The organism is Azospirillum sp. UENF 111221, from assembly GCF_058780625.1.
This window is the reverse complement of the sequence record NZ_JBSNCH010000005.1, coordinates 1,807,065-1,830,000: the sequence shown is the minus strand read 5'-3', so window position 1 is coordinate 1,830,000 and position 22,936 is coordinate 1,807,065. Positions and strand designations below refer to the sequence as shown.

The following is a 22,936-nucleotide window of genomic DNA, read 5'->3' as shown; positions in this document are numbered from 1 at the left end:
AAAGGCCAATCAAATCAGGAAATAGCTGGTTCTCCGCGAAAGCTATTTAGGTAGCGCGTCGCGTATTGCCGCGGGGGGTAGAGCACTGGATGGGCTAGGGGGGCGCGAGCCTTACCAAACCTAACCAAACTCCGAATACCCGTGAGCAGAGCGCGGCAGACAGACGGTGGGTGCTAAGGTCCATCGTCGAGAGGGAAACAGCCCAGACCGCCAGCTAAGGTCCCCAAATCACGGCTAAGTGGGAAAGGATGTGGGAAGGCCATGACAACCAGGAGGTTGGCTTAGAAGCAGCCATCCTTTAAAGAAAGCGTAATAGCTCACTGGTCTAGTTAAGCCGGCCTGCGCCGAAAATGTATCGGGGCTCAAGCCGTGTACCGAAGCTGCGGATGTGATCTTTCAGATCACGTGGTAGCGGAGCGTTCCGTAAGCCTGCGAAGGGTGTCCGTGAGGTCGCCTGGAGGTATCGGAAGTGAGAATGCTGACATGAGTAGCGACAAACAGTGTGAGAAACACTGTCGCCGAAAGTCCAAGGGTTCCTGCGCAAGGTTAATCCACGCAGGGTGAGCCGGCCCCTAAGGCGAGGCCGAAAGGCGTAGTCGATGGGAACCACGTTAATATTCGTGGGCCTGGCGGAGGTGACGGATTGGAAAGCGTGTACGATCTTATCGGATTGATCGTGCTGTGGACCGGTTCCAGGAAATAGCCCCGCCTTATAGACCGTACCCCAAACCGACACAGGTGGACTGGTAGAGTATACCCAGGCGCTTGAGAGAATGGTGTTGAAGGAACTCGGCAAATTGCCCTCGTAACTTCGGAAGAAGAGGGCCCCGTTGTGGCGCAAGCCATGGCGGGGGGCACAGACCAGGGGGTAGCGACTGTTTACTAAAAACACAGGGCTCTGCGAAGCCACACAAGGCGACGTATAGGGTCTGACGCCTGCCCGGTGCCGGAAGGTTAAGAGGAGGAGTGCAAGCTCTGAATTGAAGCCCCGGTAAACGGCGGCCGTAACTATAACGGTCCTAAGGTAGCGAAATTCCTTGTCGGGTAAGTTCCGACCTGCACGAATGGCGTAACGACTTCCCCGCTGTCTCCAACACCAACTCAGCGAAATTGAACTCTCCGTGAAGATGCGGAGTTCCCGCGGTCAGACGGAAAGACCCCGTGCACCTTTACTACAGCTTTGCAGTGGTGCTAGGGACTTCATGTGTAGGATAGGTGGGAGGCTTGGAAACATGGGCGCCAGCTCGTGTGGAGCCAACCTTGAAATACCACCCTTGAAGTCTCTGGCATCTAACCGTGGCCCGTTATCCGGGTCCGGGACCCTGCATGGCGGGTAGTTTGACTGGGGCGGTCGCCTCCCAAAGTGTAACGGAGGCGCGCGATGGTGGGCTCAGAGCGGTCGGAAATCGCTCGTCGAGTGCAATGGCATAAGCCCGCCTGACTGCAAGACTGACAAGTCGAGCAGAGACGAAAGTCGGCCATAGTGATCCGGTGGCTCCACGTGGACGGGCCATCGCTCAACGGATAAAAGGTACGCCGGGGATAACAGGCTGATGACTCCCAAGAGTCCATATCGACGGAGTCGTTTGGCACCTCGATGTCGGCTCATCACATCCTGGGGCTGGAGCAGGTCCCAAGGGTTCGGCTGTTCGCCGATTAAAGTGGTACGTGAGCTGGGTTTAGAACGTCGTGAGACAGTTCGGTCCCTATCTGCCGTGGGTGTCGGAGTTTTGCGAGGAATCTGTCCCTAGTACGAGAGGACCGGGATGGACATACCTCTGGTGCACCGGTTGTCACGCCAGTGGCATGGCCGGGTAGCTAAGTATGGACGGGATAACCGCTGAAAGCATCTAAGCGGGAAACCCACCTCTAAACCAGAGCTCCCTTGAGAGCCGTGACAGACCATCACGTCGATAGGAGGCATGTGGACGGGCAGCAATGCTTGAAGCTAAGCCTTACTAATCGCTCGATCGGCTTGATCTCGACACCACAATTCACCGCGCCATGCGCAGCAGCAAGTCTGCTCCAAAGCAGTGCTTGACCAGCGCATCGCCGTTCGATACATCCTCCTCACTTGCACTGAACAAGCATTAAGCGCTTTCAGTAACAGCGTCGGTCTTGTGCCTCGGTGACCTGGTGGTCATGGCGAGGTGTCAAACACCCGATCCCATCCCGAACTCGGCCGTGAAAAGCCTCCGCGCCAATGGTACTGCGTCTTAAGACGTGGGAGAGTAGGTCGCCGCCAGGTCGCTCAGGCACATGAGACGCTCAATACACAAAAGCACGCATGCTTGCATCTTCACACTCCCTCATCCAACAATGAAACATCCGCGGGGTGGAGCAGCCCGGTAGCTCGTCAGGCTCATAACCTGAAGGCCGCAGGTTCAAATCCTGCCCCCGCAACCAAAAAGCAAGAAGCCCGCCCTGCTCGCGCAGGGCGGGCTTCTTGCTGTTCGGAGTAGAACCCTGCACCCACTTGTCACGACCCGCATTCCCTGACCCGCGGTCATTGCGGTTGCGCCGTGGGGGCGGCATGTCGTACCCATTTCGCAAGTTGCATCCACGCGGATGCCCCCGCTGCGCATGCTTTTCCAGTGTGTGCACAAGCTGCGAGCAGATGGCGAGCCCATGGCCAAGCGCAAGGTTTTCGACGATTTCGATCCGGCTCCGTCCGGTCCCTCAGTCTCCGAGAACTCTGCGTGCGACGCGGATGGCGCATGGCTATGACCTGCGCGACGTCGCGACGATGCTGCGCATCCGCTATCCTTACCTGCTGGCGATCGAGGAAGGGCGGTATCAGGAACTGCCGGGCAGCACATATGCCATCGGCTTCCTGCGCTCCTATGCCGAGTGCCTGGGTCTCGACCCGGACATGGTCGTCACCCGCTACAAGGAAGAGGCGGCAGGCAGCGTCCGCCGGCAGGAATTGTATCTGCCGACTCCGGCCGCCGAAGGGCGAGCGTCGGGCGGAACGCTGCTGCTCGGCACGCTGGTGCTGGCTGGCATCGTTTATGGCGGCTGGTATTATCTGTCGGCGACCGACCGGTCGGTGGCGGACCTCGTGCCCACCCTGCCGGACCGTCTGGTCTCGCTGCTGGACGGCGTACCGGCCAAACCGGCCGAGCAAGTGGCCGACCAGCCCGCAACGTCCGGCCAGCCTGGCGCCGAACCCGCAGTTCCGGCACCGGCCCCAAACACAGCCCAATCTCCGGTGAATACGGTTCCGGTCAGCCCGACTCAGGCTGCATCGGCACCCTCCACTTCGGCGCCGGCCGGAACGCCGTCCAACGTCGGCAAGCCGCCGCAGACCGTCGCGTCCGCCGCCACGCAAGCGCCGGCAACTCCGCAAGCCGGTGCGGCCAAGCCGCAGGCCGGCACTGCCGCCGCCGTGCTGCCGCCGGCCCAGTCGCCATTGCCCTCCGCCAACGCGCCTGCTGCCAACCAGACGGGTGGGCAGGGCATCGTCAATGTACCGGCCCCGCCGGCCGAGGACGACGACGAGGCGTCGCCGCAGGATCCGACTCCGCTGAACGCCACGGCGGCCCCTCCGGCCGCGCCCGCGGTTCCGGCCGCATCGGTCCCGGCCAACGGAAAAGTTTATGGCACGCTGAACACCAATGCGAAGCTGGTCCTGAAGGCGACGCAGGAAAGCTGGCTTCAGGTGCGTGATGGCAGCGAGATCGTCTTCACCCGCGTGTTGAAGCCGGGCGACACCTTCCGCGTTCCTGACAAGCCCAACGTGAAGATCCGCACCGGCAACGCCGGCGGTCTGGTGGTGATGGCCGACGGTGGTGAAAGTCCGCCGCTGGGCTCTGTCGGGCAGGTGCTGCGCGACGTCGCCATCGACGGCCACGGGGTTGTGCGGCGCTGAAACCGGCCGGTGAGGGCGTCAGCCATGCGTCGGCGGCGCCCCACCAACCCTGTCCCTTGAATCCCCGGCGCCGGAGCGCACTTCTGGCCTGATGCCGGCTGCGCTAGGATGCGGCACCCGGTTCCGTTTTGCTGTCCAGAGGCTGACCTGAGATGATCGTGCGCGCCTACCGCCAAATCCTTCGCCGCAAATCGCGCCAGATTCGCGTCGGCAACGTGCTTGTCGGCGGTGATGCGCCGATCTCGGTCCAGACCATGACCAACACGCCGACCACCGACGTGAAGGCCACGGTGGAGCAGATCCAGGCAGCCGAACGGGTGGGGGCCGACATCGTCCGCGTCTCCTGCCCCGACCGCAACTCGGCTCTGGCGCTCAAGGACATTGTGCGGCAGGTGAAGGTACCGATCGTCGCCGACATCCATTTCCACTACAAGCGTGCCATCGAAGCGGCGGAGAGCGGTGCCGCCTGCCTGCGGATCAACCCCGGCAACATCGGCTCGGCCGAGCGGGTGCGCGAGGTGGTGAAGGCGGCCAAGGACCATGGCTGTTCGATGCGCATCGGCGTCAACGCCGGCTCGCTGGAGCAGGATCTGCTGGAGAAATACGGCGAGCCCTGCCCGGAGGCGATGGTCGAAAGCGCGCTGAACCATGCGAAAATTCTGGAAGACAATGATTTCCGAGAGTTCAAGATCTCGGTGAAGGCCTCGGATGCCTTCCTGGCCGTCGCTGCCTACCAGGGCTTGGCGGAAGCCTGCGACTATCCTCTGCACATCGGTATCACCGAGGCGGGCGGGTTGCGCGCCGGAACGGTGAAATCGTCGATCGGATTGGGCATGCTGCTGTGGTCCGGCATCGGCGACACGCTGCGCGTCTCGCTGTCGGCCGATCCGGCGGAAGAGGTCCTGGTCGGCTACGACATCCTGAAGTCGCTGGGGCTGCGCCGGCGCGGCGTGACCGTCATTTCCTGCCCCAGCTGCGCCCGGCAGAATTTCAACGTCATCAAGACGGTGGAACTGCTGGAGCAGAAGCTGGCCCACATCACCACCCCGCTGACCCTGTCGGTGATCGGCTGCGTCGTGAACGGCCCGGGCGAGGCGCGGGAGACCGACATCGGCCTGACCGGCGGTGGCAACAACACCCATCAGGTCTATCTGTCCGGCGTTACCGACCATCGGCTGAAGGACCAGGACATCGTCCAGCATCTGGTCGGGCTGGTCGAGAAGAAGGCGGCGGAGATCGAGGCGGCGAAGGCCGCCGCGGAGGCTGCCGAAGCCGAAACCACCCGAGAAACCACGCGAGACGTGGCCCCCGCCGCGGAGTAAGCTGCCCGGAATTCGGGCAGGGACAGCGATCCGCGGCGTGACCACCACCTCCTACCTCGTCATCGGCGCCAGCCACCGGACCTGCTCCGGCGTCGTCCGCGACCGCCTGTCCACCGACGAGGCGGAAGTGGCGGGAATGCTGGAGCGGCTGCGCGCCGTGGGGGTGGGGCAGGTGCTGTGGCTCAACACCTGCGACCGGGTGGAAGTGCAGGCGGTCCATGAACGACCGAACGAGGCGGCCCTGGCGATTGCCGAAGTCATGGCCGACCGCGCCAGCCTGTCGACATCCGATCTGGCACCGCAGCTCTACACCCGCACCGGCATCGACGCCGTGCGCCATCTGTTTGCGGTGGCCTGCTCGCTCGACAGCCAGATCGTCGGCGAACCGCATATCCTGGGCCAGTTGAAGGCGGCCCACCGCAGCGCTTCCGGCGCCGGGCTGACCGGACCGGAGCTGGAAGCGGTTCTGCAGGCCGCCTATGCCGCCGCCAAGCGGGTGCGCAGCGAGACGCCGATTGCGGAGGGCGCAACCTCGCTGGCCGCGGCAGCCATCCAGGTGGCGCGCGACCTGCACGGCGACATCAGGCGCTGCGGCGCTCTGCTGGTGGGAATGGGCGACATGGGGGCCCTGGTTCTGGAGGGGTTGCGTGAAGCCGGGCTGCCGCGGCTGACCGTTGCAGCGCCAGTGGATCGGCGGGCGGAAGCGGCGGCTCGGCGGCTCGATGGGCATTTCGCCCCTTGGGCCGATCTGGAGATGGCGATGACCGGCGCCGATATCCTGGTGACCGCAGCCGGTCTTGGGCGCTATATCCTGACCGCTCCGATGATGGAGACGGTGTTGAAGCGCCGCCGCCGCCGGCCGGTCTTCGTGGTCGATGCCGCCATTCCAGCTGATGTCGATCCGGCGGTGGCGGGCATGGACGGCGCCTTTGTCTATGATCTGGCCGATCTGGAGCGGGTGGCGCTGCAGGGCCGGGTTGGGCGCGAGGCGGCGACCCAGGCAGCCTGGATGATCGTGGACGAGGCGGTGGCCGCTTTCGCCCGCGACCGTGCGGAACGCGCAGCGGTGCCCGCCGTGGCGGCGCTTCGAAGCCATTTCGAAGCGGAGCGGCGGCGCCTGCTGGCCGGGCATGCCGATCTGGACGCGGCATCGGCGACGCGGCTGCTGGTCAACCGCCTGCTGCACGCCCCATCGGAGGCGCTGCGGGCCCTCGCCGCCGATGGCAGTGGCGAGGGGCTGGCCGAACGGGCGGCGGCGGAACGGCTGATGTTCCGCCTGTTCGGGCTGGACCGGCTGACCGCTGGCGCATTGGAAGAGAACGAACGGGATAAGGACGAGCGACGTGAGCCTGGACGAGAAGTTCGATAAGGTGATGGCCCGGTACGACGAGCTGCGCGACACGCTTGCGGCCGGCCTTGCCGAGTCCGGCGACTTCGCCCGGCTGTCCAAGGAATATGCCGACCTCACCCCGATCGCCGAGGCCATCGCGGAGTTGAAGAAGGGCCGCGCCGAGGCTGCCGATCTGGCGGAAATGATAGCGGCGATGATGGGCGATGCCAGCGCCGACCCCGAGATGAAGGCGATGGCGGAGGAGGAATTCCACGTCCTGACCAAGCGCATCCCGGATTTGGAGCGCAAGGTGCAGATTTCGCTCCTGCCCAAGGATGAGGCGGACGAAAAGAACGCCATCCTGGAAGTGCGGGCCGGGACCGGTGGCGATGAGGCCGCGCTGTTCGCCGCCGAACTGTTCGAGATGTACCGTCGCTATGCCGGCCTGCATGGCTGGCGCTTCGAGGCGATGGACGTCAGCGAGACCGGCATCGGCGGCTACAAGGAGGCCACCGCCAACATCACCGGCCGTGGCGTGTTCGCCCGGCTGAAATTCGAGTCCGGCGTTCACCGCGTCCAGCGCGTGCCGGCGACCGAGGCGCAGGGCCGCATCCACACCTCGGCCGCCACCGTCGCCGTGCTGCCCGAGGCGGAGGAGGTGGACATCCACATCGACGAGAAGGATCTGCGGATCGACGTCTTCCGCTCCTCCGGTCCCGGCGGCCAGTCGGTCAACACCACCGACAGCGCCGTGCGCATCACCCATCTGCCGACCGGGCTGGTGGTGAGCCAGCAGGATGAGAAGTCGCAGCACAAGAACAAGGCCAAGGCGCTGAAGGTGCTGCGTGCCCGGCTGTACGACCGCGAACGGGCGGAGAAGGACGCTGTCCGTGCCGCCGACCGCAAGAACCAGGTGGGCAGCGGCGACCGTTCGGAACGCATCCGTACCTACAATTTCCCCCAGGGGCGGGTGACCGACCATCGCATCAACCTGACGCTCTACAAGATCGACAAGGTGATGGCCGGGGAAGCACTGGATGAACTGGTCGACGCCCTGATTGCCGAGGACGAGGCCGCCCGGCTGGCGGAACTCGGGTGATCGCATGAACCTCCGCACCCTGCGTGCCCAGGCCGAGGCGCGGCTGCGCGAGGCCGGTGTCGATACACCGGAACTCGACGCCCGCTATCTGCTGGAGCATGCGCTGACCCTCACCCGCACCGACTTCATTACGAAGGCGGAACAACTTATCCCCGATGGCGATGCTGCCCATGCCCTGGCATTGGTGGAACGGCGTGCGGCGCGGGAGCCGGTGGGGCGCATTCTGGGGCACCGCGAGTTCTGGACCATCGATCTCGCCCTCAACCCCGACACGCTGGAACCGCGGCCGGACACCGAGACGGTGGTGGAAGCGGTTCTGGCCACCATCCCCGACCGGAAAGCTCCGCTGCGCCTGATCGATTTCGGAACCGGAACAGGTTGCATCCTGCTGGCGCTGCTGTCGGAGCTGCCGAATGCCACCGGTGTCGGCATCGATCTCAGCCCGCTCGCGGTCGAGGCGGCATCTGGGAACGCCGACCGCAACGGGCTGGCGAAGCGCGCCCGCTTTCAAACCGGCGACTGGGCCAAGGGGATCGAGGAGCGTTTCGACATCGTGGTGTCGAACCCCCCCTACATCCCCAGCGCCGATATCGCCACGCTGGAGCCGGAGGTGCGGGAGCATGACCCGCTTCGCGCACTGGACGGGGGACCGGACGGGCTGGAGCCCTACCGCATCCTCGCAGCCGAGTTGCCGCGTCTGCTGGTACCGGGTGGACTGGTCGCCTTCGAAGTGGGGCAGGGCCAAGCGGAAGATGTGGCGGCGCTGGTCAGGGCGCAGGGGTTGGGAGACACCGCAATCCTGTGTGACCTTGGTGGGGTAAAGCGCTGTGTCAGGGCACGGAAGAGCCTGTGAGGCGTCCGCTTATCCAAAAAAACGGTTGGATCGGCAGGCTTTGGCGGGTAGTGTGCGGTACACGACCGCGAACCTAAGGCCTGCGGAGCAAGAATCTCGGATGATTTTCTGCCGAGCGCTGACCGCCATGGCCTGCCGCACGCGATGCGGACGCGTCGTTTGAACCCCGTGAGCGACCCATGGAAATCGTCCATGGCGGGCTCGGTGGCCGGGCCGCAAGGCCGGATGGCCGCCGGAGCGTTCCGGGGACTGCGCTTCTCTTGCATGGGGCCTTAAGAGCCGAATGAGACAGGGACCGAACTCCAGGCGTTCGCGTGGTCGTGGCAACAGCGGCGGCGGGGGCAGCGGCGGTAGTGGTGGTGGCGGGGGCGGCGGTGCCGGCCGGCGCCAGAATGTTCCGCTGCGCCACCAGACCTTCGACAGCAACGGCCCCGACGTCCGCATCCGCGGCAATGCGTGGCAGGTGCAGGAGAAGTATCAGGCGCTTGCCCGCGACGCGATGTCGTCCGGCGACCGGGTGCAGGCGGAAAATTACCTGCAGCATGCGGAGCATTACCTCCGAATCATCAACCAGATTCAGGAATCGGAAAACCGCCAGCGCGGTGGGCAGCCCGGCAATGGGCACGGCCATCAGCCGCAGATCTCGTCGCATGGTGGCGACGAGGACGAGCAGCCGGCCGAGGACGAGACCGACGGCGAGGAACGGGCGGCCGTAAACGCCTGATATGTGATGCTAACCTGGGGTGATGTTTATTCGGCCGGAGTGACCGGGTCGCCCACTGCGATCCGGCCTCCGCCAGTCACCCGGGCGCGCAGCAGGATTTGGCTGTGGCCATAGCCGCGTTCCATGATGTTCGGCAGGCTGAGATCGGCGACGCCGGTATCCGGGTTCACATCGTTCCCGGGCGTGCAGTCGAGCGCTTCCACCACCTCCAGCCTTGCCGTACCGACAGTCAGGGTCCGGCCGACCCAACTGCGCTCCGCCCAGGGATCGATGCCGTCCACCAGCAGGTTGGCGCGCAGGCGGCGGGGATCGACCGGCTGCTTGGCGATCCGCTCCTCCAGGTCGCGCAGGCTGGCGAGGTTCAGCAGCGTGACCGAGGGTTCCTCGCTGTTGCCGAAGCCGCCCTGTTGCGCTTCGATCAGGCGTGGCATGCCGGGGACGATCCCGGCCAGATAGGCGGCGAAGAACTGTTCCAGCAAGTTGCGGCCCATCGGCTGGTCCAGCCGGCCGCGCGACACCTGTCGGCCGCCGCGGCGGATGATCAGCGCCTGCGTCGCCTCGTCGAACTCGCTCTGCAAGACAGCCAGCTTTTCCGTGCGGTCCAGCGTGAAGAAATCCGACGGCAGGCGCCAGCCCTGCGTCTCGGTATCCAGCGCGGCCGGGCCGTGCAGCAGCCCGTAGCGGCGGTCGAGCGGAATCGCCTGACCGGCGGTCAGCTCGATTGCGGGAAGATCCTGGCCACTCATGCCCTTGACGGGATAGCGGCGGATGACGGTCAGTGTGGCGTTCATTGCACTGCACAATGAAAGGGCTGGAGCGTCCCTGTCAACCGATGCGGTGCCTATTTCTCACGCTGCGGCTGGGGTATGGCAGGGCCGATCGTCCGAACCGCCCGCTCCACCCTGTAATCTGGTGCCGCTACCAGCGTTCGGCGACGGGCCGGCGGCCAAGAAATTCCTCCAGCCGCCGTCCGGTGGCCGGCGACAGGTCGGCCGGCAGCCGGTCGAGCGGGAAGAAACGGGTTTCGACGATCTCCACCCCGTCGGCCTTCGGGCTGCCGCTCCAGCCAGGCACGACATAGACCGCCACATGGTCGCTCGCCCCGTTGCGGAAGCGGGCATAGATGGCGAAAGGCTGAGCAGGGCGGTCGGCGATCAGCCCGACCTCTTCCCGCACTTCGCGCCGCATGGCGTCGACCAGCGTCTCGCCCCGCCCGACACCGCCGCCGGGCAGATGCCAGCCATCGACGTAGCTGTGCCGGATCAGCAGGACGCCGGGCGATGCCGGGTCCGCCTCGTCCAGGATGATCGCCCTCACCCCCATGGTCAGAGGCCGTGCCAGCCGATGCCAGACCCCGCGCAGGCTCCAGGCAAGACGAAGCAGCCGGCCCGTCATGGTTCTCGGCATCGGCTGGCCGGCGGATGCCGGCGTCGTGCTGGTCGGGGAACCGGAGGCGGCCAGATCGGTCATGATGAAATCCGGAACGAGGGCCCTTGGAAGGCGGAAAGGCGGAATGGCGGCAGTCTAGCCGTGGCCGGGAGGGATGTTGTAGGGGGCAATCGGCGGGTCGCGCGCTACCTCTTTTTCCCGGTCCTAGCCGGTCTGGAGGAGGCAGATGTGACCGCGTTTCTCCACCGATAACCTTTCTACGCAGATGGTCTTGCATGGCCTTTGGCCTTGCCTACATCTTCGGCAGCATCCTTGCGGATCGCACAGTTGCGTGGATCACGTCGACCGGGCTGCCTCGCGGACGGTCGACAGGAGAAGGGGAGCATCATGGATTTCGAGCAATACACCGAGCGCAGCCGCGGGTTCATTCAGGCCGCGCAGACCCTGGCCGTGCGCCGTGGGCATCAGCGCCTGACCCCGGAACATCTGCTGAAGACGCTGCTGGACGACAAGGAAGGGCTTGCCGCCAACCTGATCCGTGCGGCGGGCGGCGACCCCAAGGCGGCCCTGTCGGCGGTCGATGCCGAACTGGACAAGCTGCCGAAGGTCGAGGGCAGCGGCGCCGGTCAGCTCTACCTGACGCCCGAACTCTCCCGCGTCTTCGAGCAGGCGGAGAAGGTCGCCGAAAAGGCAGGGGACAGCTTCGTCACCGCCGAACGCATCCTGCTGGCGCTGGCCATGGCCGACGGCACCCCGTCGGGCAAGGCGTTGAAGTCCGCCGGCGTGACGCCGCAGGCGCTGAACACCGCCATCAACGACATCCGCAAGGGTCGCACCGCCGACAGCGCCAGCGCCGAGCAGGGCTATGACGCGCTGAAGAAATACGCCCGCGACCTGACCGCCGCGGCGCGCGACGGCAAGCTCGATCCCGTCATCGGCCGTGACGAGGAAATCCGCCGCACCATCCAGGTGCTGGCCCGCCGCACCAAGAACAATCCCGTGCTGATCGGCGAGCCCGGCGTTGGCAAGACTGCCATCGTCGAGGGGTTGGCCCAGCGCATCGTCAAGGGCGACGTGCCGGAAGGCCTGAAGAACAAGCAGCTGCTGTCGCTCGATCTCGGCGCGCTGGTGGCCGGCGCCAAGTACCGCGGCGAGTTCGAGGAGCGGCTGAAGGCCGTGCTGTCGGAAATCCAGGCAGCGGCAGGCGAGATCGTCGTCTTCATCGACGAGCTGCACACGCTGGTCGGCGCCGGCAAGTCCGATGGCGCGATGGACGCCTCCAACATGCTGAAGCCCGCGCTGGCGCGTGGCGAGCTGCATTGCGTCGGCGCCACCACGCTGGACGAGTTCCGCAAATACATCGAGAAAGACGCGGCGCTGGCCCGGCGCTTCCAGCCGGTCTTCGTGTCGGAGCCGACGGTGGAGGACACCATCTCCATCCTGCGCGGCCTGAAGGAGCGCTACGAGGTGCACCATGGCGTGCGCATCACCGACAGTGCCATCGTGTCGGCGGCGACCCTTTCCAACCGCTACATCACCGACCGCTTCCTGCCCGACAAGGCCATCGACCTGATCGACGAGGCGGCGAGCCGCCTGCGCATGGCGGTGGACAGCAAGCCCGAAGCCATCGACGAGCTGGACCGCCGCATCATTCAGCTGAAGATCGAGCGCGAGGCGCTGAAGCGCGAGCAGGATTCCGCCTCGCGCGACCGCTTGGTCAATCTGGAGCGGGAGCTTTCGGATCTGGAGCAGGACTCGGCCGAGCTGACCGCCAAGTGGCAGGCCGAGAAGGACCAGCTGCAGGGTGCGCAGAAGATCAAGGAGGATCTGGAGAAGGCCCGCACCGAACTGGAGACGGCGCAGCGTGACGGCAACTGGGGCCGCGCGGGCGAACTGGCCTATGGCGTCATCCCCGGCCTGGAAAAGGCCCTGAAGGACGCCGAGGAGCATGCCAGTAGCCGCATGCTGAACGAGGAGGTGCGCGACAGCGACATCGCCGCGGTGGTCAGCCGCTGGACCGGCGTGCCGGTCGACAAGATGCTGGCCGGCGAGCGTGAGAAGCTGCTGGCGATGGAGGACAAGCTGCGCGGCCGGGTCATCGGCCAGGACGAGGCCATCGTCGCGGTGTCGAACGCCGTGCGCCGGGCGCGCGCCGGGTTGCAGGACCCGAACCGTCCCATCGGCTCTTTCCTGTTCCTCGGTCCGACCGGCGTCGGCAAGACCGAGCTGACCAAGGCGCTGGCCGAGTTCCTGTTCGACGACGAGACGGCGATGGTCCGCCTCGATATGTCGGAATATATGGAGAAGCACTCAGTCGCCCGCATGATCGGCGCGCCTCCGGGCTATGTCGGCTATGAGGAGGGTGGGGCTCTGACCGAGGCGGTGCGCCGCCGGCCCTATCAGGTCGTGCTGTTCGACGAGGTGGAGAAGGCCCACCCCGACGTCTTCAACGTGCTGTTGCAGGTGCTGGACGATGGCCGGTTGACCGACGGGCAGGGCCGTACGGTCGATTTCCGCAACGTGGTCATCATCATGACCTCCAACCTCGGCTCGCAGGCGCTGGCCGAGCAGGCGGAGGGCGAGGACAGCGCTGCGGTGCGCGACGAGGTGATGGAGGCCGTCCGGGCCCATTTCCGGCCGGAGTTCCTGAACCGCCTGGACGAGATCCTGCTGTTCCACCGGCTCGACCGCCGGCATATGGGCGGCATCGTCAAGATCCAGCTCGGCCGCCTGACCAGGATGCTCGCCGACCGCGAGATCACGCTGACGGTGGACGAAGCCGCGACCGAATGGCTGGCCGAGGCCGGCTACGACCCGGTCTACGGTGCCCGTCCGCTGAAGCGGGTGATCCAGCGCGAGTTGCAGAACCCGATGGCGACCCTGATCCTCGAGGGCCGCATCAAGGACGGCCAGACGGTGGCGGTCGGTGCCGAAGGCGGTTCCCTGACCATCGACGGCCAGCCGGTGAGCGGGCTTGTTCGCAAGGCGTAGGGTTGAAGGCCCTCTCCCGACCGTGGGAGAGGGCTTTTCTCCTCAGTAAAACGGAGCCCCCAGCCCTTCCGCCTCGAAAGCGGCCTTCACCGCCGGACGCTCCAGCACGCGGGCGAGGTAGGGTCCGAGATTGCCCAGCGTGCGTGCCGGGCGGCCCATGAAGCGGGTCCAGCGGCACAGCATTAACAGGTACGGGTCGACAGCGCTGTACGTGTCGCCCAACAGCCACGTACGCCCTTCAAGCGCGCGGTCCAGGCCATCGAAATGACCGTTCAGCCGAGCTTCTGTCGCTGCCTTGAAGGCGGCTTGCGCTTGTGTGCCCTCGACGTAACGCTCGGGGTAGAAGTACAGCAGCATCTCGGCCTGGACGCTGTTGGTCAGATAGACCAGCCACTTGTAGAACTCCGCCCGCTCTGACGCGCCGACCTCCGGGGCGAGCTTCGCCTCCGGATGGCTGTCGGCCAGATGCAGGCAGATGGCGGCGGCCTCGTACAGCACCAGATCGCCATCCACCAGCGTCGGTACGCGGCCATGCGGGTTCAGCGCCAGATAGGCCGCACTCTTGTGCTCCCCCTTGTCGCGGTCGAGCAGCCGCAATTCGAAAGGCTCGCCGATCTCGCGCAGCAGGATGTGCGGCGCCATCGCGGCCGTGCTGACCATACCGTAAAGCGTGCGCAAGGCGGCTCCTCCCTTTCGTCGTTCCGGTCAAGCTGTCCCATCCGGCTTGGCGTCCCGCCAGCGTCTTGCACGCATGGCACGGATGACGGTGAAGCGGGTTTGTCGAGTGGCGAAACTGTGCGTATGATCGGCGATACTGTTTAACAAATCGAACACCCTGCGGTGGGCTGCTACGGCCATCCGGGGGAACGAACCCGACAAGACCGAACAGGAAGACCCACTCCATGACCGCTCCGGGCAGCACCGCCGGCAACTCTGCCGCCAGCCGCGACAAGGCCTTCGTCCTCCATCCCTACACCAACCTGCACGCCCATGAGACGCAGGGGCCGATGATCATCGAGCGTGGCGAAGGCATCCACGTCTTCGACGATGGCGGCAAGGATTACATCGAGGGCATGGCAAGCCTGTGGTGCGTCTCGCTCGGCTGGGGGGAAGAGCGGTTGGTCCAGGCGGCGACCAAGCAGATGCGGCAGCTGTCCACCTATCACATCTTCGGCCACAAGTCGCACGAGCCCGGCATTGATCTGGCCGAAAAGCTGATCGGGCTGGCGCCGGTGCCGATGTCCAAGGTCTTCTTCGCCAATTCCGGCTCTGAAGCCAACGACACTGCGATCAAGCTGATCTGGTACTACAACAACGCGCTCGGCCGGCCGGAGAAGAAGAAGATCCTGTCGCGCCAGCGTGCCTATCACGGCGTGACGGTGGCGACCGCCAGCCTGACCGGGCTGCCCAACAACCACCGCGACTTCGACCTGCCGATCGCCCGCATCATCCATGGCGATTGCCCGCACCACTACAGGAACGGGCTTGAGGGCGAGAGCGAGGAGGCCTTCGCCACCCGCTTGGCCGAACAGTTGGAGGCGCTGATCCTGGCCGAGGGGCCGGACACCATCGCCGCCATGTTCGCCGAGCCGATCATGGGCGCCGGCGGCGTCGTGGTTCCGCCCGCGACCTACTTCGCCAAGATCCAGGCGGTGTTGAAGAAATACGACATCCTGCTGGTCGCCGACGAGGTGATCTGCGGCTTCGGCCGTACCGGCAATTTCTGGGGCAGTCAGACCACGGGCATGCAGCCGGACATCCTGACCTGCGCCAAGCAGCTGTCATCCGGTTATCTGCCGATCTCCGCCGTGATGGTGAGTGACGCCGTCTATCGCGCCTGCGTCGAGGAAAGCCGGAAGATCGGCACCTTCGGCCATGGCTACACCTATTCCGCCCATCCGGTGGCGGCAGCGGTGGCGCTGGAAACGTTGAACATCTACGAGGAGCGCGACATCGTCGGGCATGTCCGCTCGGTCGCCCCGGCCTTCCAGTCGCGGCTGAAGGCGCTGGCGGACCATCCGCTGGTCGGCGAGGCCCGCGGCATCGGCCTGATCGGCGCGCTGGAACTGGTGGCTGACAAGGCGACCAAGCTCCCCTTCGACCCGCCCGGCCGCGCCGGCGCCCTGGTCAACGGTCTGGCCCAGGACAATGGCCTTATTGTTCGCGCCATGGGTGATTCCATCGCGCTCTGCCCGCCGCTGGTGATTTCCGAGGCGGAAATTCACCAAGTCTTCGACCGGCTGACCAAAGCGCTCGACGCCGCGGTGTCGGTTCTGCGGGGGTAAGGGCTGGCCGGGGGTGGGGCTTCGCGTCCTATCCCCGCCGCAGATGCATCTTGCCCAGCCCGCCCAGCGCGTCGAACAGCTGGCAGAACTGGGCGAGGAACTGCTCCCAGGTGACTTTCGTTGTCGGCTCGATTGCGGTGTGCAGCGCGCCCAGGCTGGTCCTGCCGTCGACCCTAGACAGGATCGGGCCGGCCAGCCGGGGCAGGGGAAGCGACACTACGCTGCCCATCAGGTCGAATTCCAGGCTGCCGCCGGGCGGAACGGCTTTGGCGACAGTCTTTCCATCGATGTCGCGCAGGACCGGCACCACGTCCGGCCCGTCCGGCTGGATGCGGGCGGCCTCCAGATCGGCGGGACGCAGCAGATAGGCGATGTGCTTGGTGAAGGCACCGGTGATGCGCTCGGTCCAGGCGGCGCGCTCCAGCATGCCCAGCCCCGACAGCTGCTTCAGGATGCGGGCGTCCTTGACCCACAGCGACGGCTCGTAGCGCAGCGGGTCGATCAGCGTCGCAACGGCGAGCCCCGCGCTCTCCGCCAGCTCCGCCAACTGCGGCACGCTGTAGGGGCGGTCGCAGCTGTGCAACAGCAGATCGTAGAGGTTGGCGTCGGCCAGCCGGTGATCGCTGATGTGCGGGTTGTTCAGCAGCCAGTTGGTCGGCGGCAGCGCCTGGATCAGCCGGCGTGCAAGCGCCACCTTTTCGGCGGGCGGCAACCCCTCGGTCATGCCGCGCAGCGCTTCCTGCATCGGGTAGACGCCGGTGCGGCCGTAGGGCGCGTAGACCATGATGCCGATGCCGCCGCCGGGTGCCAGCGCGCCGGCCAGCGAGCGCAGGCCGGCCGCCGGGTCGTCCAGATGGTGCAGCACGCCGCAGCAGTCGATGTAGTCGAACGGCCCCGCTTCCGCCGTGACCCCGCCCAGCTCCAGCAGCGACCCCCGGTGGAAGTCGATGTTGGTCAGGCCGCGCGCCTTGGCCCGCGCTTCGGCGACGGCGCGGCTGGCGTCGGACAGGTCGATGTAGGCGATGCGGCCGGGATTGCCGGCATCGGCCATCTGCTGCGCCAGCATGATGGTGCCGTCCCCCGTGCCGCCGCCGGCCACCAGAACCCGCAGCGGCTTGCTATGGTCGATCCGGCCGCCGAAGACATGCTGCACCAGCTCGTCCAGGTGGCTGGGCGAGCCGGTGATCAGCCGTCCGGCCTCGTCAGCCGGATTGCGCGCCGGATAGGGATAGGCTTCATACTGGGCGCGCAGGTCGTCGATGCTCATGGGAACCGCTCAGCGGGGAAAAGGGCGCGGCGACCATAGCACCGCGCCCGCTCGCATCGCACCTGCCGGATTGATGAGTGTCAGTGCCTCAGCCCGGCCACCCCGTCGCCGGCCGCACTTCGCCCACCCGCGCGCCGGCGCGGTTCAGCAGCGGAGTGGTCAGCAGCTGCGGCACGCGCGCCCATTGCGCCTCGGTCAGCGCCTGGGTCGAACGGATCAGGGCGGCCAGCGCCACCTCGCGGGCGCGGGCGGCGCCATCCTCGATCTTCAGCGCGATGCCGATGCCCTGCTCGGGGATCACGGCGCAGCCGACGCCCTCGGCCCCGCCCTTGACCAGCACGGCGCCGCCGGCCGCCTCCATCAGCGCCGTATCGAAGGTGCCGGTGCCGCCGATCAGGAAGGGGTGCTTGCCCCAGGCGGCGGCGATGCGGGTGACGGCCTCGGCCCGGGCGTCGGGCAGGTCGACCGGGTCGGCGATGCGGGCCATGGCATAGGCGATGGCGCCCAGCGGGATGCCGATGGTGGGGATGGAACAGCCGTCGACGCCCCAAGGCGCCCCGAACAGGTCCTGTCCGGTCATCTGCTCCATCACGCCCAGGATGCGCTGCTGCACCGGATGTTCGTAGCGGACATAGCCCTTCAGCCGTTCGCCCTTGTGCTTGGCCGTGGTCAGAAAGCCGCTGTGCTTGCCGGAGCAGTTGTTGTGGAAGGCGGTCGGCGCCTCGCCGCGGCGGACGAGATCCTCGGCGGTGGCGGGATCGTAGGGGATTTGCGCGCCGCATTCGTAATCGCCCGGCGTCAGCCCGACCCGTTCGGCCCAGGACCGCGCCAATTCCGTATGCCGCGCCTCGCCGTTGTGGGAGGAGCAGGCGAGCGCCAACTCCTGGTCCCCCAGCCCGAAGGCGTCGAGCGCGCCGCTTTCCACCAGCGGGATCGCCTGCAGCGACTTGATGGCGGAGCGCGGGTAGACCGGTCCATCGATGTCGCCCCAGCGCGCCAGCACATGGCCGCCCGCATCGACGATGCAGGCGCGGGCACGGTGGACCGACTCCACCAGGCTGCCGCGCGTCACCTCGACGGTGATCGGGCTTTCCGCCGGGCCGGAGAGATCGGCGCGGCCTTCGGCGCTTTCGCCAGGCCGGTGGCCATGAGGGTGGGAATGGCCGTGGTGGTGATCGCCGCCGCAGCAGGAGGAATGGTCGTGAGGATTGTCTGGGCTCATGCCGGCAAGCTTGCCTCGGGCGGGCTGCGACGGCAAGCTCCCGCCCGGTCATATCCTTACCCAGATCAGCGGGCTCTTCATGCGTGGCTATTTCGGAATCGGGGTGGAGCGGATCAGCAAGCCGGGCAATGTCGGCAACCTGATGCGCACCGCCCATGCCTTCGGCGCCTCCTTCTTCTTCGCCATCGATCCGGAACCGGACCTGCGCGAGACGAAGCTGGTCGACACCTCGGGCGCCACGCTGCACCTGCCGCTCTACATCCACGAGCGGGTAGCCGACTTCACCCTGCCCAGGGACTGCACATTGGTCGGGGTGGAACTGACAGACGACGCGGTGGAACTGCCCAGCTTCCGTCACCCGTTGCGCGCCGCCTATGTGCTGGGGCCGGAGCGCGACAGCCTGTCGCCCGCGCTGCTGGCGCGCTGCGACCATGTGGTGAAGATCCCGATGTCCTTCTGCATCAATGTCGGCGTCGCCGGGGCGCTGGTGATGTACGACCGCATGATCTCGCTCGGCCGCTTCGCCGAACGGCCGGTGCGTCCCGGCGGTCCGCTGGAGGGGCCGGCCCAGCACAAGCATGGCAAGCAGATCATGCGCAAGGAGGACCGCCGCCGCCGCATCCGCGGAGAGCAGAAGCCGGTCGCCGATGAAAGCGACGAATAAGGACGCGCTCAAAGCGGCAGTGGATCGTCCCCGGCGACGGCGCAGATCCGCTGTACCACCGCGGGCTTGGGCACCGACAGTTCGCCCTGTTCGAAGGCCACCACCTGAAGCCTGCCATGCACCCTTTCCAGCAACTCCCCCCGCCGCAGCAGGAAGTCGGGCGAGGACGGGCGGCCGAAGCGGGCATTGCCGTCAGCGAAGGTCTCGTAGATCAGCACGCCGCCCGGCTCCAGTGCCGCCAGGATGGCGGGGAAGAGCGGGCGGTGCAGGTAGTTGGTGACGACGATCCCGGCGAAGGTGCCGTCAACCGGCAGGGAATTGGCGGAAATGCCCGAGTCGCCGCTTTCAAGGTCGGCCTGAACGAGGGTGACGTTCGTGCCGCCCTCCAGGTCGGCGACGCCGCCTAGGTCACGGTCCAACCCCACCACCGGATGGCCGAGGCGATGGAACAGGCGCAGATGCCGTCCGCCGCCGCAGGCGAGGTCGAGCACCCGCCCGCCCGTCCGCACCAGCGGGGCGAACCGCTCCACCCAGGGGGAGGGCGGCGACAGCGGATGGGGTGTGGGCATGGGGAAACTCCCTTATCCGGACTTTTTTCGATGGTGTCGGGAACGATATCACAGGAGGTACGCGCCTATGGCCTGTCCGGCGTTTGACGGCGCGGCCCGGCCGTGCTGAATTAGGGCGATTCCCGAGTCGCGCCGCAACCCGGACCGGCGTGCACGGATTTGTCTTTCCTGCTGCGGGTCAGTTGGGGCTTGTGGGGATATGATCCTCTTCGCGTTGAGATGCTCGGCCGACCACCAGTTCGAGGCGTGGTTCCGCAACGGTGCCGCCTATGATGAACAGGCGGCGGGCCATCAGATCGCCTGTCCGATCTGCGGCGACACTGTGGTCGGAAAGGCGCCGATGGCTCCGCGCATCGCCAAGGGCGTCGCCAAGGCCGCCGACCGTGCCCGCGAGCAGGCCGAAGCCGTTGCGGCCAGCGCCCCGTCGGTGGCGCCGCCGGCTGCTCCCCCCAATGCGGTGCCGGTGCCGCTTCCCGCGCCGGTCCCGCTGCCGAACGCCGCCGACGTGGTCGCCGCCCTGCCGCCGAGCCTGAACGACGCCCAGCGCGAGGCGGTGGCCGAGGTGATGCGGCAGCTGACCGAGGTGCGGCGCAGCGTGGAGAAGAACTGCGACTATGTCGGCGACCGTTTCGCCGAGGAGGCGCGGCGCATCCATTACGGCGAGACCGACCCGCGCGGTATCTATGGCGAGGCGTCCGACGAGGAGGTCTCCGAACTCCACGAGGAAGGTGTGACATTTCACCGCATCCCGTGGATTCCGCGCACCGATTCCTGAAGGGCAGCCAGTCCCGGCAGGGTGGCGCGACCGCGCGGCCCCGCCACTGATTCCCAACGAAGCCGTTTGAAAAGCTGACTGTTTGAAAGGCGCACCCGGCAACGGGGGCGCCTTTCCCGTATGGCGCTACAGCCTTGCCCGCGCTTGCTTTTTCAGAGCTGTCCGCCCCCTCGGCGCCCACCCCATCGACCAAGGTAGGGGGTGCGCCCAACAATGATCTGTATCAAACAATTGGGCAGGTCAAGGGCGTACGAATTACGGGAAGAAACCCGGACGCGACCGCCCGGACGGCAAATGCCCGCTGATCCCGAAGACGATGTCTGGATGGATCGCAGAAGATTGCCGGCACTCGATGAGGGGACGCACATGAGTCAAAGCGCACAAAGGATTGTGAACAATCCAAAGTTCCAGGAACTGGTGGCGAAACGGTCCGCCTTCGCCTGGACTTTGTCGATTGCCATGCTCGTTATTTATTTCGGCTTCATCCTGCTGGTGGCATTCGGGAAGTCGTTCCTGGGCACGCCGATCGGCTCCGGCGTCACGACCTGGGGCATTCCCGTCGGCGTCTTCACCATCGTGTCCGCCTTCATCCTGACCGGCATCTACGTCCATCGGGCCAACGGCGAATTCGACGAACTGAACCGCCAGATCCTGGAGGAGTCGAAGTGATGCGCGCCACCACCCGTCTTGCCGCTCCGGTCGCCGCTGTGGCGGCTGCCGCCGGCGCGCTGGTTCCGACCACGGTCCTGGCCGACGCCATCGGCGGCGCCGTGCAGAAGCAGGCGACCAACTGGTCGGCCATCCTGATGTTCCTGGCCTTCGTGCTGTTCACGCTGGGCATCACCTACTGGGCGGCCCGCCGCACCAAGTCGGCCAAGGACTTCTACGCCGCCGGCGGCGGCATCACCGGCTTCCAGAACGGCCTCGCCATCGCCGGCGACTACATGTCGGCCGCGTCCTTCCTGGGCATCGCCGGCCTGGTGTACGCCTCGGGCTTCGACGGCCTGATCTATTCGGTGGGCTGGCTGGTCGGCTGGCCGATCGTGCTGTTCCTGGTGGCCGAGCGGCTGCGCAACCTCGGCAAGTACACCTTCGCCGACGTCGCCTCCTACCGCTTCAAGCAGACGCCGATCCGTTCGCTGTCGGCCTGCGGCTCGCTGGCGACCGTCACCTTCTACCTGATCGCCCAGATGGTCGGCGCCGGCAAGCTGATCCAGCTGCTGTTCGGTCTCGACTATATGGTCGCCGTCATCATCGTCGGCGTGCTGATGATCGGCTACGTGACCTTCGGCGGCATGCTGGCGACGACCTGGGTGCAGATCATCAAGGCGGTGATGCTGCTGTCCGGCGCCTCCTTCATGGCCTTCATGATCCTGGCGAAGTTCGGCTTCAGCCCCGAGGCGATGTTCAAGGCCGCCGTCGAGGCGCACCCGAAGGGGCTGGCGATCATGTCGCCGGGCGCCCTGGTCACCGATCCGGTCTCGGCCATCTCGCTGGGCATGGCTCTGATGTTCGGCACCGCCGGCCTGCCGCACATCCTGATGCGCTTCTTCACCGTCGCCGACGCCAAGGAAGCCCGCAAGTCGGTCTTCTACGCCACCGGCTTCATCGGCTACTTCTACATCCTGACCTTCATCATCGGCTTCGGCGCCATCCTGATGATCCTGGCCCCCGACGCCAACGGTGCCTATCCGTTCCTGACGGCGGCCCCGGCGGCCGGCGCCAAGGCGGTGATCGCCAATGTCATCGGCGGCACCAACATGGCGGCCATCCACACCGCCCATGCGGTCGGCGGCGACCTGTTCTACGGCTTCATCTCGGCGGTCGCCTTCGCCACCATCCTGGCGGTGGTCGCCGGTCTGACGCTGGCCGGCGCCTCGGCGGTTTCCCATGACCTCTACGCCTCGGTCTTCGCCAAGGGCCGCGCCAACGAGGCCGACGAAATCCGTGTGTCGAAGATCACCACCGTCGCCATCGGCATCCTGTCGATCGTGCTGGGCATCGCCTTCGAGAACCAGAACGTCGCCTTCATGGTCGGTCTGGCCTTCGTCATCGCCGCCTCGGCCAACTTCCCGATCCTGCTGATGTCGATGTTCTGGGGCAAGATGACCACCCGCGGCGCGGTGCTGGGCGGCGGCCTGGGGCTGGTTTCGGCGATCGTCCTGCTGGTTCTGGGTCCGACCGTGTGGAAGGCCGTGCTGGGCAACCCGACCGCCATCTTCCCGTACGACAACCCGGGCCTGTTCTCGATCCTGCTGTCCTTCGCCGGCATCTGGTTCTTCTCGATCACCGACAACAGCGAGCAGGCGCAGAAGGAGCGTCGCGACTTCGAGGCCCAGTACATCCGGTCGCAGACCGGCCTGGGTGCTGAGGGTGCGTCCGCCCACTAAACGTCAAGCGTTCGAACGAAGCGGGCAGAGCAACAAGAACAGGGAAGGGATCGCGTCTCGCACCGCGTCCCTTCCCCCCTTCGGGGAAGGCTCAAACCCGTGCGGTGACCGAACCACGCCGCCAAATGTCGCACCCGCTTTCGGCCTCGGGCCCGGCGGGTGTATCCTGGAAAGCGCCTCCGGAT

Annotated in this window: 18 protein-coding genes, 1 tRNA gene and 2 rRNA genes (1 of these 21 running past the window's edge); 15 read left to right on the top strand and 6 right to left on the bottom strand. The window is 66.3% G+C overall.

From position 1 onward, the window contains the following. The 9 genes from ACWPN3_RS23285 to ACWPN3_RS23245 all read left to right on the top strand — a co-directional run. Positions 1-1,983 (top strand): 23S ribosomal RNA (locus ACWPN3_RS23285); it begins 765 nt to the left of the window's first position. Between the two features lie 149 nt (positions 1,984-2,132). Further along, positions 2,133-2,248 (top strand): 5S ribosomal RNA (gene rrf / locus ACWPN3_RS23280). An 81-nt stretch (positions 2,249-2,329) separates the two neighbouring features. Then, positions 2,330-2,406: transfer RNA gene (locus ACWPN3_RS23275), tRNA-Met, on the top strand. 304 nt (positions 2,407-2,710) lie between these two features. Continuing rightward, the gene (locus tag ACWPN3_RS23270) at positions 2,711-3,871 is read left to right on the top strand and encodes a helix-turn-helix domain-containing protein (RefSeq protein WP_492261767.1); all 1,161 of its coding nucleotides are present in this window, start codon (positions 2,711-2,713) and stop codon (positions 3,869-3,871) included. A 152-nt stretch (positions 3,872-4,023) separates the two neighbouring features. Further along, positions 4,024-5,193 carry a flavodoxin-dependent (E)-4-hydroxy-3-methylbut-2-enyl-diphosphate synthase gene (ispG, locus tag ACWPN3_RS23265; RefSeq protein WP_492261766.1) on the top strand — a complete coding sequence of 390 codons (1,170 nt, stop codon included), beginning with the start codon at positions 4,024-4,026 and terminating at the stop codon, positions 5,191-5,193. A 37-nt stretch (positions 5,194-5,230) separates the two neighbouring features. Next, complete coding sequence (gene hemA, locus ACWPN3_RS23260; RefSeq protein ID WP_492241299.1) at positions 5,231-6,562, top strand: glutamyl-tRNA reductase; 1,332 nt, start codon at positions 5,231-5,233, stop codon at positions 6,560-6,562. Next, entirely contained in the window at positions 6,537-7,622 is a 1,086-nt protein-coding gene (gene prfA, locus ACWPN3_RS23255) for a peptide chain release factor 1 (protein WP_109445935.1), read from the top strand. Before hemA ends, prfA begins: the two co-directional genes overlap by 26 nt. Before the next feature lie 4 nt (positions 7,623-7,626). Continuing rightward, the gene (gene prmC / locus ACWPN3_RS23250; protein ID WP_492241298.1) at positions 7,627-8,475 is read left to right on the top strand and encodes a peptide chain release factor N(5)-glutamine methyltransferase; all 849 of its coding nucleotides are present in this window, start codon (positions 7,627-7,629) and stop codon (positions 8,473-8,475) included. A 283-nt stretch (positions 8,476-8,758) separates the two neighbouring features. After that, entirely contained in the window at positions 8,759-9,199 is a 441-nt protein-coding gene (locus tag ACWPN3_RS23245; protein WP_492241297.1) for a DUF4167 domain-containing protein, read from the top strand. Positions 9,200-9,225: 26 nt separating this feature from the next. Here ACWPN3_RS23245 and ACWPN3_RS23240 read toward each other — a convergent pair whose 3' ends face one another. After that, positions 9,226-9,990 carry an MOSC domain-containing protein gene (locus ACWPN3_RS23240; RefSeq protein ID WP_109445929.1) on the bottom strand — a complete coding sequence of 255 codons (765 nt, stop codon included), beginning with the start codon at positions 9,988-9,990 and terminating at the stop codon, positions 9,226-9,228. A 127-nt stretch (positions 9,991-10,117) separates the two neighbouring features. Then, positions 10,118-10,669, bottom strand: a complete 552-nt coding sequence (locus ACWPN3_RS23235) for an NUDIX domain-containing protein (RefSeq protein WP_492241296.1) — start codon at positions 10,667-10,669, stop codon at positions 10,118-10,120. 306 nt (positions 10,670-10,975) lie between these two features. Between ACWPN3_RS23235 and clpB the strand changes: the two genes are divergently transcribed. Further along, entirely contained in the window at positions 10,976-13,579 is a 2,604-nt protein-coding gene (clpB, locus tag ACWPN3_RS23230; RefSeq protein WP_492241295.1) for an ATP-dependent chaperone ClpB, read from the top strand. A 42-nt stretch (positions 13,580-13,621) separates the two neighbouring features. Here the strand turns inward: clpB and ACWPN3_RS23225 are convergent, their stop codons facing one another. Continuing rightward, complete coding sequence (locus ACWPN3_RS23225) at positions 13,622-14,257, bottom strand: glutathione S-transferase family protein (RefSeq protein WP_492241294.1); 636 nt, start codon at positions 14,255-14,257, stop codon at positions 13,622-13,624. 224 nt (positions 14,258-14,481) lie between these two features. Between ACWPN3_RS23225 and ACWPN3_RS23220 the strand changes: the two genes are divergently transcribed. After that, the gene (locus ACWPN3_RS23220; protein WP_492241293.1) at positions 14,482-15,864 is read left to right on the top strand and encodes an aspartate aminotransferase family protein; all 1,383 of its coding nucleotides are present in this window, start codon (positions 14,482-14,484) and stop codon (positions 15,862-15,864) included. 28 nt (positions 15,865-15,892) lie between these two features. Here ACWPN3_RS23220 and ACWPN3_RS23215 read toward each other — a convergent pair whose 3' ends face one another. Then, positions 15,893-17,131 carry a class I SAM-dependent methyltransferase gene (locus tag ACWPN3_RS23215; protein ID WP_109445919.1) on the bottom strand — a complete coding sequence of 413 codons (1,239 nt, stop codon included), beginning with the start codon at positions 17,129-17,131 and terminating at the stop codon, positions 15,893-15,895. A gap of 88 nt (positions 17,132-17,219) precedes the next feature. Then, positions 17,220-18,353, bottom strand: a complete 1,134-nt coding sequence (locus tag ACWPN3_RS23210) for an asparaginase (RefSeq protein WP_492241292.1) — start codon at positions 18,351-18,353, stop codon at positions 17,220-17,222. Between the two features lie 79 nt (positions 18,354-18,432). Between ACWPN3_RS23210 and ACWPN3_RS23205 the strand changes: the two genes are divergently transcribed. Further along, the gene (locus tag ACWPN3_RS23205) at positions 18,433-19,017 is read left to right on the top strand and encodes an RNA methyltransferase (protein ID WP_492241291.1); all 585 of its coding nucleotides are present in this window, start codon (positions 18,433-18,435) and stop codon (positions 19,015-19,017) included. 8 nt (positions 19,018-19,025) lie between these two features. Here ACWPN3_RS23205 and ACWPN3_RS23200 read toward each other — a convergent pair whose 3' ends face one another. Next, on the bottom strand, positions 19,026-19,586 hold the full coding sequence (locus ACWPN3_RS23200; RefSeq protein WP_109445915.1) for a class I SAM-dependent methyltransferase: 561 nt from the start codon (positions 19,584-19,586) through the stop codon (positions 19,026-19,028). 199 nt (positions 19,587-19,785) lie between these two features. Between ACWPN3_RS23200 and ACWPN3_RS23195 the strand changes: the two genes are divergently transcribed. The 3 genes from ACWPN3_RS23195 (at position 19,786) to ACWPN3_RS23185 (ending at position 22,751) form a co-directional block, all read left to right on the top strand. After that, positions 19,786-20,361, top strand: a complete 576-nt coding sequence (locus ACWPN3_RS23195; RefSeq protein WP_492241290.1) for a DUF1178 family protein — start codon at positions 19,786-19,788, stop codon at positions 20,359-20,361. 366 nt (positions 20,362-20,727) lie between these two features. After that, positions 20,728-21,030, top strand: a complete 303-nt coding sequence (locus tag ACWPN3_RS23190) for a DUF485 domain-containing protein (protein WP_109445911.1) — start codon at positions 20,728-20,730, stop codon at positions 21,028-21,030. Continuing rightward, positions 21,030-22,751: a cation acetate symporter gene (locus ACWPN3_RS23185; protein ID WP_109445909.1), complete on the top strand. Its 1,722-nt coding sequence runs from the start codon at positions 21,030-21,032 to the stop codon at positions 22,749-22,751. Before ACWPN3_RS23190 ends, ACWPN3_RS23185 begins: the two co-directional genes overlap by 1 nt. Positions 22,752-22,936: the final 185 nt, after the last annotated feature.